This window comes from Rufibacter hautae (assembly GCF_008271695.1).
Taxonomy (GTDB): domain Bacteria; phylum Bacteroidota; class Bacteroidia; order Cytophagales; family Hymenobacteraceae; genus Nibribacter; species Nibribacter hautae.
On sequence record NZ_VKKY01000001.1, the window covers coordinates 128,027 to 151,899 of the forward strand.

The 23,873-nt window shown below is 55.0% G+C and carries 17 protein-coding genes; 1 reads left to right on the forward strand and 16 read right to left on the reverse strand.

Annotated elements, in window-relative coordinates; translation table 11 throughout:
* Window positions 1–123: 123 nt before the first annotated feature.
* The 15 genes from FOA19_RS00515 to FOA19_RS00590 all read right to left on the reverse strand — a co-directional run bounded on the left by FOA19_RS00515 (window position 124) and on the right by FOA19_RS00590 (window position 21,843).
* Window positions 124–1,173 carry a Gfo/Idh/MocA family protein gene (locus tag FOA19_RS00515; protein ID WP_223808666.1) on the reverse strand — a complete coding sequence of 350 codons (1,050 nt, stop codon included), beginning with the start codon at window positions 1,171–1,173 and terminating at the stop codon, window positions 124–126.
* Window positions 1,174–1,300: 127 nt separating this feature from the next.
* A complete protein-coding gene (locus FOA19_RS00520) occupies window positions 1,301–2,080 on the reverse strand; it encodes an L-fucose dehydrogenase (protein WP_149088849.1) in 780 nt (259 codons plus the stop codon).
* A 19-nt stretch (window positions 2,081–2,099) separates the two neighbouring features.
* On the reverse strand, window positions 2,100–2,927 hold the full coding sequence (locus FOA19_RS00525; protein ID WP_149088850.1) for an amidohydrolase family protein: 828 nt from the start codon (window positions 2,925–2,927) through the stop codon (window positions 2,100–2,102).
* Complete coding sequence (locus FOA19_RS00530; RefSeq protein WP_149088851.1) at window positions 2,914–3,771, reverse strand: fumarylacetoacetate hydrolase family protein; 858 nt, start codon at window positions 3,769–3,771, stop codon at window positions 2,914–2,916. The genes FOA19_RS00525 and FOA19_RS00530 overlap by 14 nt, the downstream gene beginning before the upstream one ends.
* 192 nt (window positions 3,772–3,963) lie before the next feature.
* Window positions 3,964–4,296 (reverse strand): hypothetical protein, encoded by a 333-nt coding sequence (locus FOA19_RS00535; protein ID WP_149088852.1) that lies wholly within the window; start codon window positions 4,294–4,296, stop codon window positions 3,964–3,966.
* Window positions 4,297–4,399: 103 nt separating this feature from the next.
* Window positions 4,400–5,164: an SDR family NAD(P)-dependent oxidoreductase gene (locus FOA19_RS00540; protein WP_149088853.1), complete on the reverse strand. Its 765-nt coding sequence runs from the start codon at window positions 5,162–5,164 to the stop codon at window positions 4,400–4,402.
* 154 nt (window positions 5,165–5,318) lie between these two features.
* Entirely contained in the window at window positions 5,319–7,688 is a 2,370-nt protein-coding gene (locus FOA19_RS00545; protein WP_149088854.1) for a TonB-dependent receptor, read from the reverse strand.
* A gap of 236 nt (window positions 7,689–7,924) precedes the next feature.
* A complete protein-coding gene (locus tag FOA19_RS00550) occupies window positions 7,925–9,211 on the reverse strand; it encodes an MFS transporter (protein WP_149088855.1) in 1,287 nt (428 codons plus the stop codon).
* A gap of 119 nt (window positions 9,212–9,330) precedes the next feature.
* Window positions 9,331–10,386, reverse strand: coding sequence for a sugar phosphate isomerase/epimerase family protein (locus FOA19_RS00555; RefSeq protein WP_149088856.1), 1,056 nt, complete (start codon window positions 10,384–10,386; stop codon window positions 9,331–9,333).
* Between the two features lie 7 nt (window positions 10,387–10,393).
* On the reverse strand, window positions 10,394–11,554 hold the full coding sequence (locus FOA19_RS00560; protein WP_149088857.1) for a Gfo/Idh/MocA family protein: 1,161 nt from the start codon (window positions 11,552–11,554) through the stop codon (window positions 10,394–10,396).
* Window positions 11,555–11,666: 112 nt separating this feature from the next.
* A complete protein-coding gene (locus FOA19_RS00565) occupies window positions 11,667–12,956 on the reverse strand; it encodes a sugar MFS transporter (RefSeq protein ID WP_149088858.1) in 1,290 nt (429 codons plus the stop codon).
* A gap of 298 nt (window positions 12,957–13,254) precedes the next feature.
* Window positions 13,255–16,776 carry a ThuA domain-containing protein gene (locus tag FOA19_RS00570; protein ID WP_149088859.1) on the reverse strand — a complete coding sequence of 1,174 codons (3,522 nt, stop codon included), beginning with the start codon at window positions 16,774–16,776 and terminating at the stop codon, window positions 13,255–13,257.
* A 311-nt stretch (window positions 16,777–17,087) separates the two neighbouring features.
* Complete coding sequence (locus tag FOA19_RS00580; RefSeq protein WP_149088861.1) at window positions 17,088–17,879, reverse strand: 3-keto-disaccharide hydrolase; 792 nt, start codon at window positions 17,877–17,879, stop codon at window positions 17,088–17,090.
* A 72-nt stretch (window positions 17,880–17,951) separates the two neighbouring features.
* On the reverse strand, window positions 17,952–19,940 hold the full coding sequence (locus FOA19_RS00585; RefSeq protein WP_223808667.1) for a c-type cytochrome: 1,989 nt from the start codon (window positions 19,938–19,940) through the stop codon (window positions 17,952–17,954).
* Window positions 19,941–19,998: 58 nt separating this feature from the next.
* Window positions 19,999–21,843, reverse strand: coding sequence for a family 16 glycoside hydrolase (locus FOA19_RS00590; protein WP_149088863.1), 1,845 nt, complete (start codon window positions 21,841–21,843; stop codon window positions 19,999–20,001).
* A 506-nt stretch (window positions 21,844–22,349) separates the two neighbouring features.
* Between FOA19_RS00590 and FOA19_RS00595 the strand changes: the two genes are divergently transcribed.
* Window positions 22,350–23,198 carry an EamA family transporter gene (locus FOA19_RS00595; protein ID WP_223808668.1) on the forward strand — a complete coding sequence of 283 codons (849 nt, stop codon included), beginning with the start codon at window positions 22,350–22,352 and terminating at the stop codon, window positions 23,196–23,198.
* A 74-nt stretch (window positions 23,199–23,272) separates the two neighbouring features.
* On the opposite strand, the gene FOA19_RS00600 is transcribed toward FOA19_RS00595, so the two are convergent.
* Window positions 23,273–23,845 carry a dihydrofolate reductase family protein gene (locus FOA19_RS00600; protein ID WP_149088864.1) on the reverse strand — a complete coding sequence of 191 codons (573 nt, stop codon included), beginning with the start codon at window positions 23,843–23,845 and terminating at the stop codon, window positions 23,273–23,275.
* Between the last annotated feature and the right edge of the window lie 28 nt (window positions 23,846–23,873).

Here is a 23,873-nt window from a genome sequence, read left to right on the forward strand (position 1 = left end):
AACGTTAGTCAAAATAAAGCCTCGCCGTTATTGGCCAGGCTCCTGTTTGACAATGGGCTTAGGAAAGTGTCTTATACGGAAGGAAAGGAATCTATGATGGCAGACGCTCTTGCTGGCGCCGCATTATTGGAGCAGGATGGTCTTTTGCTGCTTCGCCGATGTTTTAGCCGCCTCCAGAATTTCCACCACCGTCACGTTGAGGGGCAGGCTGTACAGATCGTTCTTGTCCAGGGTAAGTTTCCCGGTGATCACTGAGGCCAGCACCGAGAAAGGATCTCCGTAGGGTTCCGGGCGCGGGTCTAGTTTGGCGACTTCCTCAGGCGTGTTCTCTTTCAGGCGCTGCCGCACGGTGGTCGCGTCCACCGCCACGGCGTAGCCTTTGTCTCCGTAGACTTCCATGTCTTTGCGGGCGAAGGTCCAGTTCCACGATCCCTGGATGATGCATTGGGCGTTGGGGTACTGCAGAATGATGGAGGCCTCGTCGTCCACCTTCGGGTAAATCTCGGGTTTGTTCTGGTGCACCACGGCCGTGACCGAGGTTGGCTTCTGGCCCTGCATCAGCCAGGTCATGAGGTTGGCGCCGTAGCACCCGAAATCCATGAGGGCGCCGGCCCCGCTTTTCTCCGGGTTGATCAAAATCTCCAGGAACTCCTTGCTTACCCCTATCTCCTTCGGACCCTGGTGCCCGTCGTTTACCATCACTTTCCTGATCTCGCCCAGCTTGCCTTCTTTCACCAGATTGCCCACGTGCTGGTTGCTGGCGTACCACGAGGTCTCAAAATTAGTAAGTACCTGGATGTTGTGTTTCTGCGTCAGGTTCTGGATTTCCTTGGCATCGGCGAAGGTGGTGGCCAGCGGTTTCTCTACCATCACGTGAATCTTGCGAGGCGCACAGGCCCGCACCACAACCACATGCTCACTAATGGCCCCGAAGGCCGAGAGCGCCTGCGGTTTCGTTTTGTCCAGCATTTTGCCCAAGTCGGTGAAAAACAGTTTCTGGTCCAGTTTGTAGCGCTTGGCGTACTTCTCGGCCAGCTCCTGGTTCGGTTCGTAAATCCCCACCAGCACAATGTCTTTCTTCTCCGGCGCCCGGTTGAAGAGCCAGTCCACGTGCCCGTGGCTCAGACCGGCCACTGCCAGCCGCACCGGCGATTGGGCAGAAACCTGGCCCATACAAAACAAACAGGCAAAAATTAGCAAGAGGATTCTCATAGCAATGGAAAGTGGTTGAGGGATTGTAGATGCTTACGCAGGAATGGCCAGGTTAGCGAACTCCGGGGGTAAGATAAGAGCAATCTTACTAGATGGCGCGGTCCAGGTGCACGTAACCGCCATCTACGTGGATGATCTGCCCGGTGGTGTGGCTTGATTTGGGTGACAGCAGAAATACCGCCGTCTGCGCGATTTCCTCTGGGGTAGTCATGCGGTGCCCCAGCGGGATGCGGGAGGTAATCTCGCGGTACTTTTCCTCCGGGTGCGGCAGGGTCTGGATCCAGCTCTCGTACTGCGGAGTCCAGCTCTCGGCCACGGCGATGGCGTTCACCCGGATGCCGTACTTGAGTAGTTCCACCGCCCACTCGCGGGTGAGCGCGTTGCGGCCCCCGTTGGCGGCCGCGTAGGCCGAGGTGTTCCCCTGCCCGGTTTCGGCCACCTTGGAGGTGATGTTCACGATGGCTCCTTTAGTTTTGATGAGCTCGGGCAAGGCGTGGTGCGCCAGCAGGTAATAGTGTACCAGGTTCCGGTGTAACGAGGCGATGAACTCGTGGTAGTTGCCGTTTTCCAGCCCCACCCCGTCGTTCAGGCCGGCGTTGTTCACCAGCCCGTCAATCCGGCCGAATTGGTCTAGGACGGATTCCACCGCCTGCCGGCATTCCTCCGGGTGGCTGAGTTCCGCCACTACCTGGAACGCCTGCCCGCCTTCCCGCTGGATCTCCGCCACGGTTTCCAGGTTATCGGCCTCGCTCCGGCCCAGGATCACCGGAACGGCTTTCTCCTGCGCCAGCACCTTGACGATGCCCCGTCCAATGCCCTTGGCCCCGCCAGACACGATGATGATTTTCCCTTCTAACTGTAAATCCATGAATTTTGGCTTTAAACGTTTAGGAACTCAATCTGTAAAAACGGGCCGCATTATCCCCGAAAATCAGCGCCTGCTCTGTCTGGCTGAACCCGGCGAAATACTCCTCTACCAGACCCAGCACCTCCTCGTAGGCGCCGGCCACCAGGCACACCGGCCAGTCAGAACCGTACATCAGCCGCTCCACCCCGAAAGTCTCCACCACCGTATCCAAGTAAGGCCGGAAGTCGCTCTTCTGCCAACCATGCCAGTCCGCCTCGGTCACCAGGCCGGAGATTTTGCAGGACACATTTTCGTGCTCGGCGAAGGCTTTGATCTCCTTCTGCCATTCCTTGAATTGACCCTGTTTGATGTTGGGCTTGGCCAGGTGGTCCAGCACGAAGGGTTGGTCCGGGAAAGCTTCTATTAATTCCCGGGTGTAGGCTAACTGATCTGGGTAGATGAGGAGGTCATAGGTGTAGCCGTAGGGCTGCAGTTTCCGGATGCCGCGCCTGAACGCCGGCTGCAACATCAAAGCCCGGTCCTCGGCGCTTTGCAGGATGTAGCGGAAGCCTTTCATCTTCTCAAACTGGCTGTAAAACGCCAGCTTCTCCCCTACCCGCTCTTCCAGGAAATCCACCCAACCTACCACGCCGCGCACAAACTCATGTTGGGCGGCGATCTCCAGCAGGAAGTCATTGTCCTCACTGGCCTGCACCAGCACACAGCCGTCAAAGCCGTTTCTTTCCAGAACAAGCTGCAGGTCTGAGGGCAGGAAATCCCGGCGGATTACCTGCATTTCCTCCGTGATCCAGGAGTCGCGCACCGGGTCATAGTGCCAGAAATGCTGGTGGGCGTCAATCCTGGGCATAGGCTCTCACCGTCTGCCGGGACGTACCCAAGCCCTCGATGCCCAGCTCCACCACGTCGCCGGGCTTCAGGTAAACCTGCGGGTTCATGCCCAGGCCCACTCCGGCCGGAGTGCCGGTGGAGATCAAATCGCCGGGCAGCAGGGTCATGAACTGGCTCAGGTAGGAGACCAGCGCCGGCACGTGGAAGATGAGGTTACTTGTGGAGCCGTCCTGCATGGTCTCCCCGTTCACGGTGAGCCACAGGCGCAGGTTATCAATGTCGCCCAGCTCGTCCGGGGTGGCCAGGAACGGCCCCACCGGCGCGAAGGTGTCGTTGCTCTTGCCTTTGACCCACTGCCCGCCGCGTTCCAGCTGGAAGGCGCGCTCGCTGTAGTCGTTGTGCAGCACGTAGCCGGCCACGTAGTTCAGGGCCTCGGCCTCGGAGACGTAACTCGCCTTCTTGCCGATCACCACACCCAGCTCCACCTCCCAGTCCAGCTTCTCGGCGCCGCGCGGGATGACCACATCGTCGTTGGGGCCGCAGAGCGCGGTGGTGGCTTTGAAGAAGACGATGGGCTCCTTGGGGATGGCGGCGTTCGTCTCCCGGGCGTGGTCGGCGTAGTTGAGCCCGATGCAGACGATCTTGGAGGGACGCGCGATCGCGGAACCCAGCCGCACCCCGGCTGGGATTTCCGGCAAGCGGCCCTCGTTCTCCCGCACGTACGTCTGCAGGCGCGCCAAACCCTCGTGCTGGAAAAAGCCCTCGGTGTAGTCCTCCCCGAAGCCGGACACGTCATAGGAAACCCCGTCTACGATCACTCCCGGCTGCTCTTGCCCCGGTTCGCCAAATCTGAATAACTTCATGTATCTGTAGGTTAAGAAAGAGCCAACTTAGTTTTACAGGGCCGTTTCCAGTTCCGTAATAACTAGCCTCTGCTCTTCAGTTTTAGATCGATTTTAAAGAAAACAGGCTTAAAATGGAATGCTCTAAAATGTTTTTTTGAGACAGGTGTAGGAGGCCGGTTGCTGAAGCTGGCGTTTACCTAGTGATTGCATTTATTCCTTTTTAAAGGCAGGAATGAATTTCATAAATCCTGTTTCACAAGCATGGTAATACAGTAAGGTTTTCTCATGCCAGAATACTTCAACCACTTCACCAATCTTAAACGGCTCTGAGTGGTTATTTGCATAACTTAACTTGACTAAGCTTGACTCTTCTTTCCCAGAAATTCTGACGTATGGATAACAGAGCTTTGTATAGTCATTCCTCATTGGCCCCTTCTCCCAACGGTATTCCACTACCTCAGCAAACAATTTTTCTGAAGGCCTTCTAAGTTTATAAAAGTAGTTCTTGTTATACATCATCAGGCACAAGAATACCAAAGCCATACATGTTAGGATTACCCAAGTATTGCTCATTATCTTTATTTCATTAAGGACGTGGACACTCGCCAAGAGAGAATCTTCCCCATAAACAGTAGTCGGCTAGCTTTTAACTATTAAGTTTGATGAAACCGCCGTCAATGGGGTAGTCGCAGCCGGTGATGAAGCCGGCCTCTTCTGAGCACAGGTACAAGGCCAAGGCCGCCACCTCTTCGGGTTTGGCCATCCGGCCGATAGGCTGCGTTTTGGACAGCTTCTCAAACATCTCGGCCTCTTGCCCTTGGTAGTTCTTCGCGATGAACCCGTCTACGAAGGGCGTATGCACCCGCGCCGGCGACACACTGTTGCATCGGATATTGAACGGCAGATAATCCTTCGCCACGGATAAGGTCATGGCCGCCATGGCACCTTTGCTCATGGAATAGGCAAACCTGTCTACCAGGCCCACGTGCGCCGCAATAGAAGCCATGTTCAGAATCACGCCGCCCCCCTGCTCTTTCATGAGACCCACCGCCGCCAAAAGGCAGTTGTAGGCGCCTTTCACGTTCACCTGGTAAATGCGGTCCAGGTCCTGTTCAGAGGTATTCTCCAGACTGCCCACGTGCGCGATGCCGGCATTGTTCACCAGGATGTCTACCTTGCCTATGGCCTGGAAAACTTCCTTCACCTGCTCCTGGTGGCTCACATCGCAGGCGTGGCTCTGGGCAGTACCGCCGGCGTCCTCAATCTGGGCCACTGTCTCCAAAGCCGCATCGGGGTGCAGTTCCAGAATGTGCACCTGGGCACCCTGACGGGCGAAAACCTGGGCAATGGCCCTTCCGATGCCGCTGCCGGCCCCGGTTACTACTGCTACTTTGCCATTCAACTCAAACATTTGCGTCTACCGTTTACAGGTGCAGGGATTAGGTAAGCTGAAGAACCAACGATGGGTTTTGGACCCGTTTTAGCAAAATCAGGCGCAAAACCCATCGCCGGAGGAAAGGTGTATTTGGTCAAACCAATTAGACCAACTCTAAGACTTCACTTCACTAGAAATTCGCCCGCAGGGAAACGCCGTAGGTGGCTGGGTTGCCTAGGCGGACCGCCCCGAAGTTGTAGGCATAGTCAATGTATTTCTCGTCAGAGAGGTTTCTGCCCCAGAAGAAGACTTCGTAGCGTTTGGCCTGCACCCCCACGCGGGCGTTGAAGGTGCTGAACCCGTCCTGCGACAGTTGGTTGGCCAGGTCAAAATACTGTTTGCCCAGGTAGCGCCACTCGCCGCGCAGCACCAGCCGCACGTTCTGGTTCGCGCCCAGGCCGTAGCCGTACTGCAGGGCCAGCATGGAAGTAACATCAGGGGTGAAAATCTGCTTGTTGCCTTCCAGGTTCACTTCCTCGCCGTCGGCGGAGCCGGTAAGACTGGTGTATTTGGCATCGGTGTAGCCCAGGCTGTAGCTGGCCTCCAGGCCTTTGGCCGGGGTAGCGTTCAGTTCCAGTTCAACGCCTTTGCTTTCCAGTTCGCCCACGTTGCGGGTAATGATGATGGCCTCCGGCAGCACCAACGTAGGCACCTGCGCATCGGTGACCTGGGTATAGAACGCCGAGAAATTGGCGGTTACCCGGTTCTGCAGGAACGCCGTTTTCAGCCCGATTTCATAATTGTTGCTGTATTCTGGGTCGTAGGCAAAGAGCGGCGGCTGCGAAGGGTCTGAGGAAAGCTGCGTGATGCCGCCCGTCCGGAAGCCGCGGCTATAAGAACCATATAGATGGTAATTCTCGCTGAAGTGGTACGCCAGGCTGGCCTTGGGCGAAAACGCTTTGAAACTGGCAGTGGAAGAGGTATCGGGGAGCACCACCATAGACTCATCGCCATCGGGTTGGAACTCTCCTCTGATGGCTTGTTTTCGGTGCTCATAGTCATACCGCAAACCGGCGGTCAGCTCCAGGTTGGGCCGAAGGGCGTAGGTTCCCTGCCCGAAGAAGGCTGCGCCGTAGCTTTCGCCATCGTTGATGTTGATGCTGGTGAAATTAGGGAAAGGCGCGCCCACCATCTCGGCATCCTCACCGAAGTGCGTACCCACTTTCACCGGATTGTCATGGAAGAAGCCATACGCCCCCGCGATCCACTGGAAGTTAGAGGTAGTAGAAGCCGGCGAGTTGAACCTGATTTCCTGGGTGAGGACCTTCACTTTGTTCCAGTCCTTGCCATAGTTGTTCACAATGGAAACCCCGTCAATGGGCGAAAAGTCGCCGTCCAGGGGTTGGTTATAGATGCGGTAGTTGGATTGGTAAGCCGTTTGCGAGGTGAAGTTGAAGGCAGGCCCGGTATGGTTTACAATGAAAGAGCCATTGAAGGTGTTGTCAATCATCTTGCCCACCGAGTTCTGGTTCACCTCAAAGGGGTTGGCCAAGGCTTCTTCAATGCTGGAGGCCAGCGGGAAGGCGCCGTAGTTGCGGTTGGCTGAGTGCTTGGCGTTGAGAGTAAGGTTCCAGCGGGGATTGACCAGGTAGCGGAGGTAGTAATTGCCCACAAATACCTGCTGGCGGTCAAAGTTGGTGTTGTTGAAGGTGTTGGTGTAGAAACCATCCTGTTTCCGGAAGAGGCCGGCGGCGCCCAGGAACAGTTTGTCTTTGATCAACGGCGTTCTGATGCCCAGGCTGTAGCGCTGCTGCCCGTAATTCCCAAAATCAAGGGCGGCGTACCCACTGGTGGTGTTGCCGGGCTGGCGGGTAATGATGTTGATGACTCCGCCCATTGCGTTGCGGCCATACAAAGTGCCCTGCGGTCCGCGCAGGACTTCTATGCGCTCCACATCCAGCAACTCAGGCAGGTAGGTATCCAGGGTGAACTGATTGACGCCGTCAATGTAGGTGGCCACGGCCGGGTCATAGGAGGTGGTGGAAATCCCCCGGATGGAGGTCAGGTTACGGTTGTCGCCGGGATCAGAGGAGAACAGGTTGGGGATGATGCCGGTAAGGTCTCGCTGGCTCCAGAGGCGGTATTCCTGCACCTGGCGGCTGGTAAGGGCGGTGATGCTGGCCGGAACCCGTTGCAGGTCTTCCTCTACTTTCTGGGCACTCACCACCACTTCGTCTAACTGGGCGGCGGACTCGGTTAATTGGATGACAAGATCGTTTTCTTCCTCGGGCAGCCGCACGGTGCGGGTGAGGGTAGCGAAACCTACGGCGCTTACCTGTACGGTGTAATGGCCTGCGGGCACGTTGTTGAGGAGGAACTGGCCCTGGGCATCAGAGACAGTGCTCAGGTTGGTGTTTAGGAGCCGGACGTTCGCCCCGGGAACTCCGGCGGCGGTGCGGCTCTGGACCGAGCCCCGGAAAGAACCTAAACTTTGGGCCCAGCTAATGGTGGTACTTAGGAGGATTACTATTACTGCGGAAAATACTAGGTTACTTCTCATAATTTATTCTCTCGAGGGCTGACAGAATGCGGGTCAGCAAAAAGGTGCAAATGCTTGAGGCGGGTTACCTTTCTTCACTTGTGTTTTGCGCTCAGCATTCTATTTTGGGCCTGTTTTTGAGAAAACAGGCCCAAAATACCTCTTCACTTCTTCATAAGGTTTGTATAAGCCATTCTAGGAACAGCCTCAAAGGGATCAGGGTAAAAAAGGAATGAACTGCCGGTCTCTAGTTTGTACTAGACAGCAGCGTAGCGTGAATCCTGTACGTTCTTGTTTTTTCTAGACCGCATGTAAAGGAATAGCCCGCCAAAAGCGACAGCCAAGATGATAGGAATGACCAGTGTGACTTGCAGTACCTCTGGACCTGCTAGGTTTCGGGCATTGTTCAGGGCGGTCGCCATTTCGGTACCCGGTGCCGCCTTGACGTATTCTTCTAAACTCGCGCCCGCTGGTAAACGGTCGGCCAAGATTCCATCGTAGAAATTACCCATGAAAATAGTGTAGATGGAAACGGCAAACATTCCGGCTCCGCCGATCAGGTTCAATCCTAAAGCACCAGATTTAGGGATGTTTTCGGCCACGAAACCAATCATGGTCGGCCAGAAATAGGTGACCCCTAACCCAAAGATCACCGCGGCAAAGAAGATGGAGTTACCGGTTAAGGTGCTTAACAAGTAAAGACCCAGCGCCGAGAATACCGCCGAGAAGCACAACACCCCCGACGGGCTCAATTTGTGCACCACCGGTTCAGCAAAGGCTCTACCCAGTACCTGTACACCGGCTGTAAGGGTAAGAATCAGCAGCGCGTTATCGGTTACGTTTTTCAGGAGAACGTCAATCCATTGACCGGTAAACAGCTCAGTGATGGCGGTCCCGAACATGCAGATGAACATGAACAGGAACAGCGGCGACAACACAGCTTTGTACATGTCGGCGGTGGTGTAGCCGGAAGCAACGCGCTCGGTCACCGGGAAATCAAGTTTGGAGAACAGGAACCCGTAGATCAAGGTTGGGATCAGCATGACTGCTACCTGATACTGCCAGCCAATGCCTAAGTTGGTGAAAAGGAACACTAGCAGGGTACCAATCACCGCCCCACCCGGGAACCACAAGTGGAAATAGTTGAGACGCGTGGTCTTGTTTTCTGGATACAGTGTGGCCACCAAAGGATTACAGGCCGCTTCCACCGTTCCGTTGGCCAGGCCCACGCACAAGGTAGAAAGAAACAGGGTCCAGTAGCCTTGAGCGAAAATGGTGAGCAGGATACCCAACAGATGCAGGATAAAAGCCGCTACCAGCAGGCGTTTCATGCCAATAGCATCCACCACGAAGCCCCCCACCACAATGGCCAGCGGGAATCCCCAGAACGCGGTGGCGGTAATGGTACTCAGTTCAGAGGCATTTAATTGAAACTCAACTCCCAGCTGGTTCAGAATACCCGCCCTGATCCCGAAGGACAGCGACGTCACCAGAAGGGCCAGACAGCTCGCCCAGAAGAGCTTTGAACGTTGAATATTTTGCATAAGTATCGGTTTGTTAGAAGGTGTAGAGGTTAAAGTCGATAAAGGTAACCTTTCTTTTTCCGGGGCTGAAAGCCTGTTTCAGCCCCGGATTATAAAGAGCAAAAGGATTCTCCGCAGAACTAGGACAGACCCAGGATCTGCTTGTTCAAAGTCTCATTCACGCCGGTGGAGGCAAAATCATCAAAGGCTTTCTCCGTCACCCGGATGATGTGGTCTTTGATGAAAACGGCGCCTTCGCGGGCTCCGTCCTCAGGGTGCTTGATGGCGCACTCCCACTCCATCACGGCCCAGCCTTTAAAGTCGTAAGCGGCTAGTTTGCTGAAAATAGCCTTAAAATCCACCTGGCCGTCACCCAACGAGCGGAAGCGGCCTGCGCGGTCAATCCAGCTTTGGTATCCGCCGTACACGCCCTGCTTGCCGGTTGGGTTGAACTCAGCGTCCTTCACATGGAACATCTTGATGCGCTCATGGTAGTGGTCAATGTAGGCCAGGTAATCCAGGCACTGCAGCACAAAGTGCGAGGGATCATACAAGAGGCAAGCCCGCGGATGGTTGTTCACTTTCTCCAGGAACATCTCATAGGAAATACCGTCATGCAAGTCTTCGCCCGGGTGAATCTCATAGCAAAGGTCTACCCCATGCTCGTCATAAATGTCCAGGATGGGCGTCCAGCGTTTGGCTAGTTCGGTGAAACCAGCCTCTACGAGACCAGCGGGGCGCTGCGGCCACGGATACACAGTGTGCCACAGCAAGGCGCCGCTGAACGAGGCGCTGGCATTAAGTCCCAGGTTGCGGGAAGCCTGCGCGGCGTACGTCAATTGCTGTACGGCCCACTCGGTTCTGGCTTTGGGGTTATTACGGTAGGCTTCGGGCGCGAAACCGTCGAACAGTTGGTCATAGGCGGGGTTCACGGCCACCAACTGCCCCTGTAAGTGCGTGGACAGCTCGGTGATTTTGAGGCCGTGGCTTTCTACCATGCCTTTGATCTCATCGGCGTAGGTTTTGCTTTCGGCGGCTTTCTGCAGGTCAAAGTAGCTGGTGGCCCAGGTGGGAATCTGAACGCCTTCAAAGCCCAGGCTTTTGGCCCACTTGCAGATAGATTCTAAATCGTTGAACGGGGGGTTGTCTCCTAGAAACTGCGCCAGGAAAATAGCGGGTCCTTGTATAGTGGTCATGTCTATGCTAGATGGTGAATGGAATCCATTTGTTTTCTGATTGCCCAGAGGCGATCACTTGCTCAATAAAGGCCATGCCGCGCACGCCTTCCTCAATGCCCGGGAAATCAAGCGCCTCGGCGGGTGCTTCTTCGCCGGTAAGGCGGGCTTTCACGCACAGCGCGAAGTTGCGGTACAGGTTGGCAAATGCCTCCAGGTAGCCCTCGGGGTGACCGCCCGGGGTGCGGGTATTGTGCTGGGCGTAAGAACCTACGTGCCCTCCGCCGGTGCGGTAGATCTCCGCGGGTCTGTCCAGCCATTTCACCAGCAGCGTATTGGCGATATCCTGCTGCCAGTCCAGTCCGCCTTTCTCACCGTATACGCGTATTCTCACGTTGTTTTCCTCGCCGGCAGCAATCTGGGTGGCGAACAGCACGCCGCTGGCGCCGTTGTTGAATTTCAGGAGCGCCGCGCCGTCATCATCCAACTGGCGGCCTTCCACCACCACGTTGATATCGGCACAGAGCTGGGTTACTTCCAGTCCCGACACGTACTCGGCCAGGTTGAAGGCGTGCGTGCCGATGTCGCCCATAGCGCCCGCGATGCCGCTCTGCTTGGGATCGGTGCGCCAGGAAGCCTGCTTGTTGTCGCCGCCTTCCTCAAAAGTGCTCAGCCATCCCTGCGGGTACTCCACATACACTTTCCGGATCTTACCCAGTTTCCCCGAGGCCACCAGTTGCCGGGCTTCTTTCACCATCGGGTATCCGGTATAAGTGTGGGTGAGGCAGAAGAGATTGCCGGTGCGTTCCACCACTTCTCTCAACTGCAGCGCCTCCTCTAGGGAGAAGGTCATGGGCTTGTCCAGGATCACATGGAAACCGCTCTCCAAAGCCAGTTTGGTCGGCTCAAAATGCACGTGGTTGGGGGTGACAATACTGATGACCTGCACGCGCTGGTCCTGGGGGAGCTGCTGCTCTTTCTCGTATAACTCCTGGTAAGAACCATACACTCTGTCCGGGGAAATACCCAGCAGTTCGCCGCTGGCTTTTGACTTTTCTGGGTTGCTGCTGAAAGCGCCGCACACAAGTTCATATTCTCCGTCCAAGCGGGCCGCGATGCGGTGAACGGCGCCAATAAACGCTCCCTGTCCCCCGCCAATCATGCCCAGTCTGAGTCTCTGGTTGTTCATTCGTTATATTTGTTAGGTTATGGATTGATCGCTTCTAATATATACTTCCTTCTTGTTTTAGACCTACTTTCTGCAAAACAGGCGTAAAATACTTCTCTCTATCTGCCTTTGGCTACCCACGGGAAGGCCCTGCCGGTTTATAAAATTTATACCCGAAAAGGAAAATCACCGCATAGCAGATAATGGGCAGGTAGTACGAGGCCGCCACGTCATGGTCGGCCACCATGCCCATCAAAGGCGGAAAGACGGCGCCACCTACCACGCCCATGATGATGAAGGACGAGGCCTGCTGGGTTTTTGAGCCCATTTCTTTCAAACCCAAACTGAAGATGGTGGGGAACATGATGCTGAAGAAGAAGTTAAGCAAAAGCAAGCCTACAAACGAGGTCGTTCCCCAATCCTGCGCCACTACCACGCACATGACGATAGAAGCCAGCGCGTAAGCCGCCAGTAATTTATTCGGTGCAATATAGCGCATCAGGAAAGCCCCGGAAAAACGGCCCACCATCATCATGACCATACTCAGGGAGAAATAATAGGAAGCCATCTCGGCGGGAAGCCCCATCTTTTCCTTTCCATAGGTGATGAAGAACGCCCACGTACCGCCCTGCGCCGCCACGTTGAAGAACTGCGCCACACAGGCCCACACAAAGTGCCGGTTCTGAAACAGGCTTTTAGGCTTGTTTTCTGAAATCAGGCCATTTTCAGCCTGAACAACGTGCGAAGGACTTTCATGCGGATCCACCAAAGTAGGTACCTTCACAAAAGCGAATACAATGGCCAAAAGCAGAATGACCGACCCAATGATGGTATAAAGTAGTTCCACGGAGTCTAATTCACCGGGCGTACCGGTACGCAACAGGAAGTAGCCGCCAATCACCGGCCCGATCACCGCCCCCAATCCGTTGAAGGCCTGGGCGAAATTCAGCCGTTGATCGCTGGTGCGCTGGTCGCCTAACGCCGCGATGAACGGGTGCGCAACCGCTTCCAACGTGGCCAGTCCGCAACCCAGAATGAAAAGTGCCAACCGGAAGAAGTTGAACGACTCGGCCGCCGCGGCCGGTACAAACAAGAATGCCCCGATGGAATATAGGCACAGCCCCAACAGCACGCCCATCTTGTACCCAAAGCGTTTCATGAAAAGCCCCGCCGGAATGCCCATCAGGAAGTACGCCCCGAAGATGGAGAACTGCACCAACCCAGACTGCGCCTTAGAGACTTTGAGCACCTCCTGAAAATGGGTATTCAGGACGTCGCCCATGGTGATGGCAATGCCCCAGAGCATGAAAAGAGAGGTGACAAACACAAACGTGACCAGGTACTTCTTCTCGGTGAAAGCAGGTTTGCCTTCCACCAGATGCCCGGCATTGGTCACACTCTTAGCTGCAGTTACATGTGTCATGGCGGTACCTTGGGTTAGACGTTGTTTGAATATAGGATTTATTTCAAAGGGATAAAACTACCCCCAAAAGCCTCTGCTAAATCATTCTGTTTTATTCGGTATTTTAGAAAATCAGCCTTAAAAAGAGCTGGCCATTTTAAGTCACAAGCCTCAACTAATAAGTAGGTCAATTCACTTATTCACCTCCTTTTATCCTCCTGAACAGACCTGGCAGACGAACTAGAACTACCACATAAACTGGTAGGGCTGTTCGCTCACAAGGTCCGATCAGGAGGACAAAGAAGAGGTAACTTTCTATTTACTTCGTTTTACCTAAAGCCACGGGCGCTCCTATATTTCTACCATACGGGGTAAAGGTGACCGTTTTCAAAAGCGGCCTATTGTTTCCGCCGGCATTTACTTCCTTACAGATGAGGTACACGTCAGTGGTTCGCAAATTGAGAGGAACCTTGATTGGAATACTGGTGCTCACGATCTGCCCTTTTATACCGAAGGCCATCCGCCCGCTTCCTATTCTCGGCCCGTTAACCTGCCCAATCCTAACTTCCACAGCGTAAGTACCCAAGTAGCCACTGTTTACCGCCGTCAGATCAATAGAGGTGATGTCAGTAAGATCCAGGGTTTCTTTGATCCAGCCTTCGCTGGAGGGGAACACCAGGTATTTGCTGCCTGCCGAGTCTTTGCTGGCGAACCCTTTCACCTGCTTGAATTCAGATACATCAATCCGGTTACTTCTTAGTTGAACGGCGCTGGAACCCATCAAAGGCTTGAGGCCCGTGCCACCCTCGTGGGTGTACGTGGCGGTTAGTTTCAGGACGGTGTTCTCTTTCTTCTGCTCGGCAACCCTTGGCACAACCTCTCCCTTGGCCGGAAGCGAAGGTTTGGTGCTGGTGGGGCTGGCCAGGGAAAGAATCCAGGAGACAATCTGCCGGGCATCTGCCTCAGACATGTCTGGGTGGGCTGGCATGGCATTCTCGCCCCACACGCCGCCGCCGCCTTTGATGATCTTATTGGTAAGGTGCGATGTGGCCTTGGGGTCTTTCAAGTAACGTTTGGAAACGTCTACGTAAGCTGGCCCTATGGACTTCTCGTCTATCTTATGGCAGCCTTTGCAATCTGAGCTTTCCATGAGCGTTCTGCCCACCAAGGTAGCGGAGGCCACCTGGTGCCCCATGGAGGCTCCCGCCAAGTCTTTTCCTTCTACATATTCAGCAGACACGAACAGGTTCTGTGGCTTCACCTGCCCACTAGGGGTGTTGACGTGCACCTGGTACCTGATTGGGGTTCCCTCAAAGTAGAAGCTTCGGTTGCCCGGCAAAGCCACCAACACATCGGGCTGCTCATTGCCGGCGTAAACGGTCACGGCTTTTCTGCCGGAGGTCGCCTTCTCGGTATCGGTGACTTCCACCATGATGTCATAATCTCCGGCCTGGGTGAAGGTATGCTCCAGTTCCGGGGTATCGGTCAGCTTTCTAAGCCCATTGATGGTCCAGAGGTATCGTAGATTGTCTTTCTCCGGATCGGCCACTTCTACGGTAGCTTTCACGGTGAAAGGAAGCAACCCGCTTTGGCGGTCTACCGTCAGGTTCGTGATCTTAGGAGGCCGGTTCCCCGACAAGTAATCCACTCTGGAGAGGGCCGCATCTGGGTTTCCGGTGAACCATCCTTTTCCGTATTCCAGGATGTACAGCTTGCCGTCAGGCCCTACTTCCATGTCCATGATAGCCGCGAACTTCTCATTCTCCATGAAGGGCTCCATTTTGTCAAAGTCCCCGTTTTCTTTCATGGTCACCACTTTAATCCAATCCCTGATCCAGTCATAGATAAAGAGCTTGCCGTGGTAGTACTGGGCATAGCGGGTATTTTCCGGGAATAGATCGGTGTAATAGACTGGTCCGGCCATGGCGTTACGCCCGCCCGTGCCTACCTGCGGAAAATCCGGGGAAGCATCGTACGGGTACCAGATAAAAGCGGGCTGGGCCGGTGGTAAGCTCACCAAACCGGTGTTGTTGCGGGACTCATTCAGGGGCTTGGCCGGATTGAAGATGCCATTGGAAGTACCCGTTCCGTAATCGTATTTGCGGTAAGCGTAATTGTTTGCCACGAAAAGCGGCCAACCGAAATTACCGGCCTTACGGGCCTGGTTCACTTCATCATACCCTTTGGGTCCTCTGGTGGCCAGGCTATCGGTTTTGGCATCTGGCCCTACTTCGCCCCAGTACAGGAACCCTGTTTTCTGATCCACCGAGATTCGGTACGGGTTCCGGTGGCCCATGGTATAGATTTCCGGTCTGGTTTTCGCCTGGTTTTTAGGGAACAGGTTTCCTTTAGGTATGGTATAAGACCCATCCTCGTTCACTTTGATTCTGATCACTTTTCCGCGCAGATCATTGGTGTTGCCGGAGGTTCTCCGGGCATCATACTGCAAGTGGCCCTGACGGTCATCTAAAGGCGCGTATCCTTGGTTTGTGTAAGCCTGGCCTTTTTCGTCAAAAGGTGTGCTATTGTCTCCGGTAGACAGGTACAGCAATTTGTCTGGCCCGAAGGCAATGGAACCACCGGTGTGGCAGCAGATCTGGCGCTGGGAATACAGTTCCAAGACGATCTTCTCAGAGGCCATGTCCAATTTCCCGTTCCGGAAGACAAAGCGGGAAAGCCGGTTTACCGATGTATCTGCCGGGCTGTAGTACAGGAATATAAAGTTGTTTTTGTTGAAGTCCGGATCTTTGGCCAGGCCCATCAAACCTTCCTCTGCATTAGCTTCTGAGCTGGAGGTATGGTACACATCCAGAAAGCCCGCCTGGGTTAAAGAGCCATTGCTCTGGTTGTACAGCATGAGCTCGCCGCGGCGCTGGGCTACCAGGATGTCCAGGTTAGGCAAAACAGTCATCTCGGTGGGCTCGGTAAACTTGCCCTGCGTCAGTACGTTTTTCACGAAGCGGTCTTCCTCAGGCACGCGCAAGGCAGTGGCCTTTTCGTAATCCAGTTCCTTGTTATCCCCGATGGCGTACTCAATACCGGCCAATAGATGCTGCAGGAAAAGCTTGTCTTGGTAAGATTCCTCGGTGTGGCCCAAGCCGGTGTAGAAGGCGCGGCCGCCGTCAAAGTCATGGTACCAGGAAATGGGGTGGTTGCCGCCATTGGTACCGCCTTTGTAGCTCTTCTCATCAAGGGTGAGCAGTACCTTCACCTGCTTGCTCAGGTTTTTGAAGTTGTACCACTCATCTTTCCGTTTCCACTCCTTGGGCAGGCCCTCGGTGGCCGGGTGCTTCTCATCCGTTACCCGCACAACAGCCTCCTGTTGGTCTGGGTGGCTGGCGAAATACGCACCCACCAGGCGGCCGTACCAACCCCAGTCGTACTCGGTATCGGTGGCGGCGTGCACGCCGGCGAAACCGCCGCCAGCCTGGATGTAACGCTCAAAGTCGGCTTCCTGGTAATGGTTCAGGACATTGCCGGTGGTGCTGAGGAACACCACGGCGGCGTATTTCTTCAGGGAGTCTTCCTGGATGTAGGCGGCATTGGTGGTGGTGTCCACTTGAAAACCGTGCTCTTTCCCCAAGCCAACGATGGCATTCTGACCCGCAGCGATGGAGCTGTGGTGGTAACCGGCCGTCTTGCTGAAAACCAGGATTCTTGGGTCACCGTCCCGCTTTCCGCAGGAAGAGAGAAGGCACACCAGAAGGCAGGCCGCGGCCAGCAAGGGGCTGAAGCCACCCAACCGAAAAGCGCCTGCTTTCTTGAAATCAATCCCAAACCAACGGGGAGCAAGCAGTTGCCCCTCTGTTGGAGGGTTTATGGAGGCATTGGTACTTCGCATAGTCAACGGTGACTTACCAGGTAATCTCATTTTAAGAAGGCTTGACAGGTACTAAAAAATTGCTTGGGAGCCGACCAGAAATTTATTGGCTGCCTCCCCTGCTTTGTAAACGGTGTTGCTGTTCCAGGCTTGTTTTCAAAAAAGAAGCTTAAAACCAAATGGCATATTTTACCAGTAACTACCGGTAAGATGGGTTTAGAAAATCATCCTCGCAAGGCTCCTGAAGTATTCGCTTCGTTTAAGGCTTGTTTTCGCAAAAACAGGCTTGAAAGAGAGTGAACTTTACAACCTCCTTGCTTCCGCCTTACCGCCTATAGTTCTCTGATCCAGACATTGCGGTAGCTCACCGGGTTGCCATGGTCCTGCAGACTGATGGGTGCTTTGCCGTGAGCCTTGTACTCCGGCAGGCCGATGTACTCGGTGGGGCCTTTCAGCTCCACGTTGTTCTGCACCAACACACCGTTATGCAGTACGGTTACGCGGGCGGGCGAAAACAAAGAACCATCTTCTTTGAAGCGCGGCGCGGTGTAGATGATGTCATACACATTCCACTCAGTGGGCTTGTTCATGGCGTTCACCAGCGGACGGTGCTGCTTGTAGATACTTCCGGCCTGTCCGTTAGAGTACGTGCGGTTGTTGTAGGAATCCAGCACCTGTACCTCGTAGCGGTCCTGCAAGAAAATACCGCTGTTGCCGCGGCCCTGGCTGGTGCCTTTTACCTCATCGGGGGCGCTCCACTCAATGTGCAGCTGGAAATCCTGGAACTCTCTTTTGGTGGAGATATCGCCTTTGCCTACGGTGAACGTGCCGTTCTTCACCTCCCACTTGGCATCGCCGCCGGCTTTGGCCTTCCATTCTCCCAGGTCTTTCCCGCTGAACAGCACAATGGCGTCTGAGGGCGCAGCATAGTTTGCGCCCGGCGTGACTTTGCGCGGTTCCGGCTCCCAAAACTCGGTCATCTCGGGTACCATCTTGGGCGGTTTAGGCGTATCTGCCTTGGCTTGTCCGGAGGCTTCTACGGCCTGCGCCTGGGTTTCTGAAAAGGAAAGCAATCCAAGGGCTAAAGCGGCAAGCGAAATTTTATGGCTGAAAGAAAAGTACATATGCGGTTGATTCTTTAATGGATGTAGAAATGCCCAGAAGGCCTGGGCCGGAGGTTCTTTTTCTGTGATGGTTTATTTCAATGTGTTAATCCAGGCGGCGATTTTGAGGGCCTCAGATTTGGGAACCTGCGGCATGGGTGGCATGGGCGTAGCGTAATTGGGCCAGTTCTCTGGCTTGGGATTATGGATGAGGTCCACAATCTTCTGATTTGTGTACCTACGCTTCGCGATTTCTCTAAAACCAGGGCCCACCTGTTTCTTCTCAACGGTATGGCAGGCCAGACAGGTATTCTTGGCCAGCAATGGTTTCACGTCATTGAAGGTAAGCACCACGTTGGCAGGTTTGGCTTTAGGCTCGGCGTTGCCGGCTACGGTACTTGCTTTGGCAGTTGTGGCAGCCTTAGCCGTGGAACCAGCAGTTAGGCGGTTTGCGGTTGCAGTGGGTTTAGCCCCCGTTTTCTTGGCAGAAGCTACGGTTTTGGAAGGCGTGGGCAAAGCAGAGTTTCTGGTGCTCACGTCTTTCAGAGCCAGTTTTGCGCCCTCGGGAATGCTGTTCAAGGTGTAGTACGCCGTAGGATGCACCAGGGTGTAATAATTTTCCTTGGCGCGTACACCATCCAGTTTCAGTACGTGGATGTAGCCTTCGCGCAGGTTGTCTACCAGCACCCGGGCCTTCATGCCGTCTTCAGACAGCTTCACGCCTTTTACGGCCAGTTTTTTGGAGTTGACCGGCGGGCTGCCGTACACGGCGTGGTATTTATAGATGTAGCTATCCACAGTATAGGAGGCCAGATCTTCGCCTGATTTCCGGTCTACCGGCGTGGTGAACTCCACCTCAAAACCGTCTGGCATGGCTTTCACGGTGCGCATCTCAAACGGCACTTTGCTGTTCCAGATCACGCGCTGCAAGCCTTCGCTGGCCTCGCCGGCGGCGCCCCAGCCCCGAGCCGTCTCGCCCACGAACAGAGACTTATCCGGGGCCCAGGCCATGCGCAACACGCCAGACTGGAAACCGCTCCGGAAATCAAAGGCCACGCCCTGGTATTCTCCTTTCACTTTCTCCAGCACTACCCGCATAATCTTGCTCTGGCCCTGGTCGCCCACCAGCAACTGCCCCTCAAACGGACCGAAATGCCCTTCCGGAATTTTCAGGATCTCGGTGTTGGAGATGCCCATGATGCCGTGCGGCAGCCAGACGGCCGGCAGTTGCATCTCGGGGAATTGTTTCTTCATGTCAAACATGGTCACGTTGGGCTCGTTCACCTTGTTCTCTGGTTTCACGTGCCCACCGCCGGCGTCTTTCTCAAAACGCGGGTTTATTTTGGCGTACACCTGCTCACGGCTCATCTTCACCGGAGAATTAGGCATATTGGTCCAGCGCAGACCGCCCGGGTGCACCGTAAAGGCGCCTTTTTTCACGTGCCACACGCCCCCGGAACCTACCCAGTCTCCCTGGTTTTCGGTGTAGAACATTTCGCCGTCAATCATGCCCAAACCCGCCGGAGAACGCAGGCCGGTAGCCCAAGGCTCCATTTTACCGTCCGGGGAAATGCGCAGCATCCAGCCGCGCCAGGGCACCAGGCTGGTCGCGTGCCACCACGGATCGGGGAAGCCCAGGTTCGTGCTCACGAAGAAGGAACCGTCCGGCGCAACCTTCGGCCCAAAGCTGTACTCGTGGTAGTTCCCGGACAACGGCCAGGCGTACACCGTCTCAAACACATCGGCTTTGCCGTCATTGTTTGTGTCCATGAGTTTGGTCAGCTCACCGCGCTGGGCGCAGTACAGGGCACCGTCTTTGTAGGCCAGACCCAGCACCTCGTGCAGGCCTGCGGCAAACTTGCGGAAATGCGGTTTGGCGCTGGTGGGGTTCTCTACTATAAAGATATCGCCCCGGCGGGTGGAGATGGCTAAGGAGCCGTTGGGCAGAATCACCAGGCCACCCACCTCCAGCAACGTTCCCTCTGGCGAAGGCACGCGCATAATCTTGAAAAAATCTTCTTCCATGGGTGACTCCTGCGCCTGGGCATTGGGAGTCTGGCCCGCAAAAAGGGCTCCGGCCATGAAAGCCGGCAATAAAAACCTTTTAGCTCTACGTAACATCTATAGGATACTTTTGAAATCAGAAAAGAATAGAATACGCCAACTTGCCTTGTACCGGAACCACCAGTTCCTGACGGCCGCCTACGGTCCGGATGACCGGCTTCGCCCCGGCGGTATCGTCCAGGCGCACGTAATAGGCGCGGTCATCTACCAGGTACATTCCCTTGCCGGCATCTTCTATTTTGGCGCCTTCCACCAGGCGGGCGTACAAGCCACCGGTGGGGTTCTGGATGCTGAGCTCGCGGCGCAGGCCTTTGCCGTTCTCAATAATGCGGATGGCATCCTGCACGGTGGCGCCGTAGATCTGGTACTGGAAAGTAGGCTCAGAATTCTGGTCCAGGCGGTAACCTTTGCCCCGATAGGCAGTGCCCGTGGTATCTGTTGTCCAGGCGGCCTGATCTGAGGCAAGCCTGGCCAAGGTGGTGGTAGGTTTCCCGAAGTACTGCACAGAGCCGATGGCCTTGGAAGAGCCGTCGCCGCGCTCATGCCACATGGGCGTAGCATCCAGGAATGCGCCACGCCACAGTTGCACAATGGTGCCGTTGTCCAAGTCATAGGTGTAATGCAACTGGGTGGGACTGCCCACCGACACCGCATGCGTGACCCGATGGTTACCAGGCAGGTCAATGAAACTCCGCAGCACGGGTCTCTCCTTTACATCCACCAGAATAGGGTCAGCTTCCTCGGTGAGGTTCACTTCACTAATAAGGAACTGGCGCACCCCCGGTCCGGCTACTTGCAGGGCTAAAGCGGGTTGCCCCCAGTCGTTGTACTTAGAATAGAGCAGTTCAAACGGAAACTCCCCGGCAGGCAGCTTCACGGTGCCGGTTCCATCCCAGTATTTGAGGGGCACCACTTCTTGCTTATTTATTCGCAGGCGCCCCGCCCCCGCGGGGGTACTCAGGTTGAAGGTGTATTCGCCGGGTTCCTTGGCCACGAAGGTGCCGCTGTACTGCACCAGAAACTGGTTGTCTTTGATGCCCAGGTTAGAGGTGAGGATGGCTGACTGGCCTTGCGGACCGGCAGCCTCAGGCGGCAGGCTGCCGTAGGCCGGCTCCTGCTGGTATTTGCCTTTGTATATCTTATAAGTAATGTTCTTGAGTTCGGGCCGCGGCTTGCTGAAATGGTTCACCTTGATGTTGCGGAACGCCACCGCCCCGTGGTCTCCCTGGATGCGCAAGGGCCCCGTGGCTTTTTCGTCATTGCTGATGGCGCCCCCGGTGGGCCCGAACAGTTCCAGGTCTTCATGGATGGTGACGCCGTTCAGTTCAACTCGCAGCAACCGGGCATTCTGGATTTTCTTGCCGCTGGCATCAAATCGCGGAGCCTGGAAAGCGATCTTCAGGTGTTGCCACAGCCCCGGGGCACGGCCGGCGTTCTGGCGCGGGGCATATCCCTGGAAACCTTTCTGGCCCTCGGGACGGCTGTCATCCCAGCGCTCGTACACGGCGCCGTTGCCGCTGGAGGAGACATCGGTGAAGCCCCAGCCGTCAAACAGCTGCAGTTCATAGCGGCCCTGCAGGTAAATGCCGGAGTTGGAGCCCTTGGCCATCATGTAGTCCAGCTCCAGGTCCATGTCGCCGTGTTCGAAAGTGGTGAACAGGTCTTCGCCTTTGACTTTCTTGCCGGGCAGGTTCACTAAAATTCCGTTGCCGTTGGAGGGCAGCAGCTTGTTGTCTTCCTGCAGATCGGCGGAGACGCCACCGGCTACCTGCCAGCTTTTGCCAGGGTTCTTGAAAGACGACAGGTCACTTAATGGAATTTGGCTGCTTTGGCTTTGCGCCGGATGGACAAGGGCCAGGGAGGCCAGAATACCGAAAGCCAGCGTTCCCCTTCTGAGAGGTAAAATCCGCGAATTGAGCATTATGGTTTGTAAGTTTTGCAACATGATTCATTCCCTACCCCTTAGTAACCGCTTACCCGAAGGAATCTACTTGTACTATAGAGCAGGGCACTCTTCACAATCTTTACCAATTTTAAGCAAAATACCTGAAGAATAAATCTTATTCTCAAAGGAAAAACCGTTTATGGCTTACTTTTTTAAAATTGCTCAAGAACCCGGCAGAACCCTTGCTGTTCAATTGTTCCCATTGTATGTCTGAAATGTTAACTCCCCTCCTAGTGGGCAGTGGCCCGTTTCACAAGAAAGCTTCATTATTCTTCTATTTTTCAGCCAATTGCCTCTGTTTCACCCCTGTTGGAATCTGCTGCGCGCACGGTACTTGCTTCGGCTTAAATTATTTCCACTTTTTATTCCCGTACCTTGGTTAAAATTCCGGAAGAGGTGAGACTTTCAACCAAAAATCACCTCGGGGTAGCCTATAAAGCAGCTCGGGCCTGGGGTGGATTAGAAAAGTTTAGAGACAAAGAGTGCTATCTATAAAGAAAATAACCCTTCCGGCGGTACCTGCGGTGCTGCTCTCCATCATGAGTGTGCAGGTGGGCGCCTCTGTTGCCAAGCATCTGTTCCCTATTCTGGGCGCCAGCAGCACGGCTTCGCTCCGGATAGGATTCTCAGCCATCATTCTACTGGCCTATTTCCGGACTGATTTCAGGAAACTGAGCCTAAAACAGTGGCTGTATTGCCTGGCCTACGGCAGCTGCCTGGGCGCCATGAACCTGATTTTCTACGTGGCCATCAAACGGATTCCGCTGGGGCTGGGCGTCACCATAGAGTTCATCGGGCCGCTGGCCCTGGCGTTGCTGGGCTCCAGGAAACTGCTGGACGTGGTGTGGGTGTCACTGGCCTGTTTGGGCATAGCGTTGATTGCCCCTTGGCAGAAAGACAACGTGGATTTGCTGGGCGTGCTCTGCGCGGCACTGGCCGGAGGCCTTTGGGCGGGCTATATTGTGCTGGGCGGCAAAATCTCCAAGCTCATGAAGGGTGGGGATGCCGTGGCCGTAGGTATGATCTTCGCGACGCTGCTTATTCTGCCCTTCGGGATTGGGAGCGGAGGCCTGAGTGCCTTGACCTGGCCATTGGTGTTGATTGGGATAGCCGTCGCGCTGCTGACCAGTGCCCTGCCCTTCACCTTAGACATGGGCGCCTTGCGGCAGCTGTCCCCTAAGAATTTCAGTATTTTAATGAGCCTGCACCCCGCGTTCGCCGCTTTGTCTGGTTTGCTTTTCCTGCAGGAATACCTGAGCCTGACGCAGTGGCTTTCCATTGCCTGCGTCATCACGGCCAGCGTGGGCGCTACCTTCTTTTCTAAAAAATAGCCCCTAAACAGAAGTGCTCCTGCGGGGCAGCAGAAGAAACTGCTAACCTGCGGGAGCACTTCTGTTTAGAGCTCTTATGCTTCCTGGCGGGGCACGTAGTTCAGGACGGTGATGCCGCACTCAAACTGCTGCGTTTTCACCAGGGTAAGGTTCTGCCGCTGCTCCAAGTCTTTGAAGATAGGCATGCCCTGGCCCAGGGCTACTGGGTTCACGAACAAGTGGAATTCGTCAATGAGGCCGGCTTTGATGAGGCTGGACACGAACGTTCCGCCGCCGTAGGCAATGATGTCACGGCCTTCCTGGGCTTTTATTTTGGTGATTTCCTCTACCAGGTCGCCGGTAGCCAGTTCGGTGGCCGCCCATTCAGACTTGTCCAGGGTTTTGGTGAAGACTACTTTGGGCGTTTCCACCATTTTGCGGGCGAACTCATCGGCGGTCTCGGGGTTTTCCAGGGTAGAGGTCCAGGTGGGAATGAACCCTTCGGCTAGTTTACGGCCCAGCACAATGGTGTCTACGGGTTTCGTCAGGGCGTGTACGTAGGAGTTCAAGCTTTCATCCCAGTTCCAGACCATCCAATCCATCTCGCCATTGGGGCCAGCAATGAAACCGTCCACCGTCATCTGTACCTGTAACTTTAGTTTTCTCATGTTGTATGGGTATTTGTTAGAGAGCTAT

Excerpts from the sequence above, each read along its gene's own strand:
- FOA19_RS00515 (WP_223808666.1), bottom strand. The coding sequence starts at position 1,173 with ATGGGCCAGGTTTCTGCCCAATCGCCGGTGCGGCTGGCAGTGGCCGGT.
- FOA19_RS00520 (WP_149088849.1), bottom strand. The coding sequence starts at position 2,080 with ATGGATTTACAGTTAGAAGGGAAAATCATCATCGTGTCTGGCGGGGCC.
- FOA19_RS00525 (WP_149088850.1), bottom strand. The coding sequence starts at position 2,927 with ATGCCCAGGATTGACGCCCACCAGCATTTCTGGCACTATGACCCGGTG.
- FOA19_RS00530 (WP_149088851.1), bottom strand. The coding sequence starts at position 3,771 with ATGAAGTTATTCAGATTTGGCGAACCGGGGCAAGAGCAGCCGGGAGTG.
- FOA19_RS00535 (WP_149088852.1), bottom strand. The coding sequence starts at position 4,296 with ATGGCTTTGGTATTCTTGTGCCTGATGATGTATAACAAGAACTACTTT.
- FOA19_RS00540 (WP_149088853.1), bottom strand. The coding sequence starts at position 5,164 with ATGTTTGAGTTGAATGGCAAAGTAGCAGTAGTAACCGGGGCCGGCAGC.
- FOA19_RS00545 (WP_149088854.1), bottom strand. The coding sequence starts at position 7,688 with ATGAGAAGTAACCTAGTATTTTCCGCAGTAATAGTAATCCTCCTAAGT.
- FOA19_RS00550 (WP_149088855.1), bottom strand. The coding sequence starts at position 9,211 with ATGCAAAATATTCAACGTTCAAAGCTCTTCTGGGCGAGCTGTCTGGCC.
- FOA19_RS00555 (WP_149088856.1), bottom strand. The coding sequence starts at position 10,386 with ATGACCACTATACAAGGACCCGCTATTTTCCTGGCGCAGTTTCTAGGA.
- FOA19_RS00560 (WP_149088857.1), bottom strand. The coding sequence starts at position 11,554 with ATGAACAACCAGAGACTCAGACTGGGCATGATTGGCGGGGGACAGGGA.
- FOA19_RS00565 (WP_149088858.1), bottom strand. The coding sequence starts at position 12,956 with ATGACACATGTAACTGCAGCTAAGAGTGTGACCAATGCCGGGCATCTG.
- FOA19_RS00570 (WP_149088859.1), bottom strand. The coding sequence starts at position 16,776 with ATGCGAAGTACCAATGCCTCCATAAACCCTCCAACAGAGGGGCAACTG.
- FOA19_RS00580 (WP_149088861.1), bottom strand. The coding sequence starts at position 17,879 with ATGTACTTTTCTTTCAGCCATAAAATTTCGCTTGCCGCTTTAGCCCTT.
- FOA19_RS00585 (WP_223808667.1), bottom strand. The coding sequence starts at position 19,940 with ATGGCCGGAGCCCTTTTTGCGGGCCAGACTCCCAATGCCCAGGCGCAG.
- FOA19_RS00590 (WP_149088863.1), bottom strand. The coding sequence starts at position 21,843 with ATGCTCAATTCGCGGATTTTACCTCTCAGAAGGGGAACGCTGGCTTTC.
- FOA19_RS00600 (WP_149088864.1), bottom strand. The coding sequence starts at position 23,845 with ATGAGAAAACTAAAGTTACAGGTACAGATGACGGTGGACGGTTTCATT.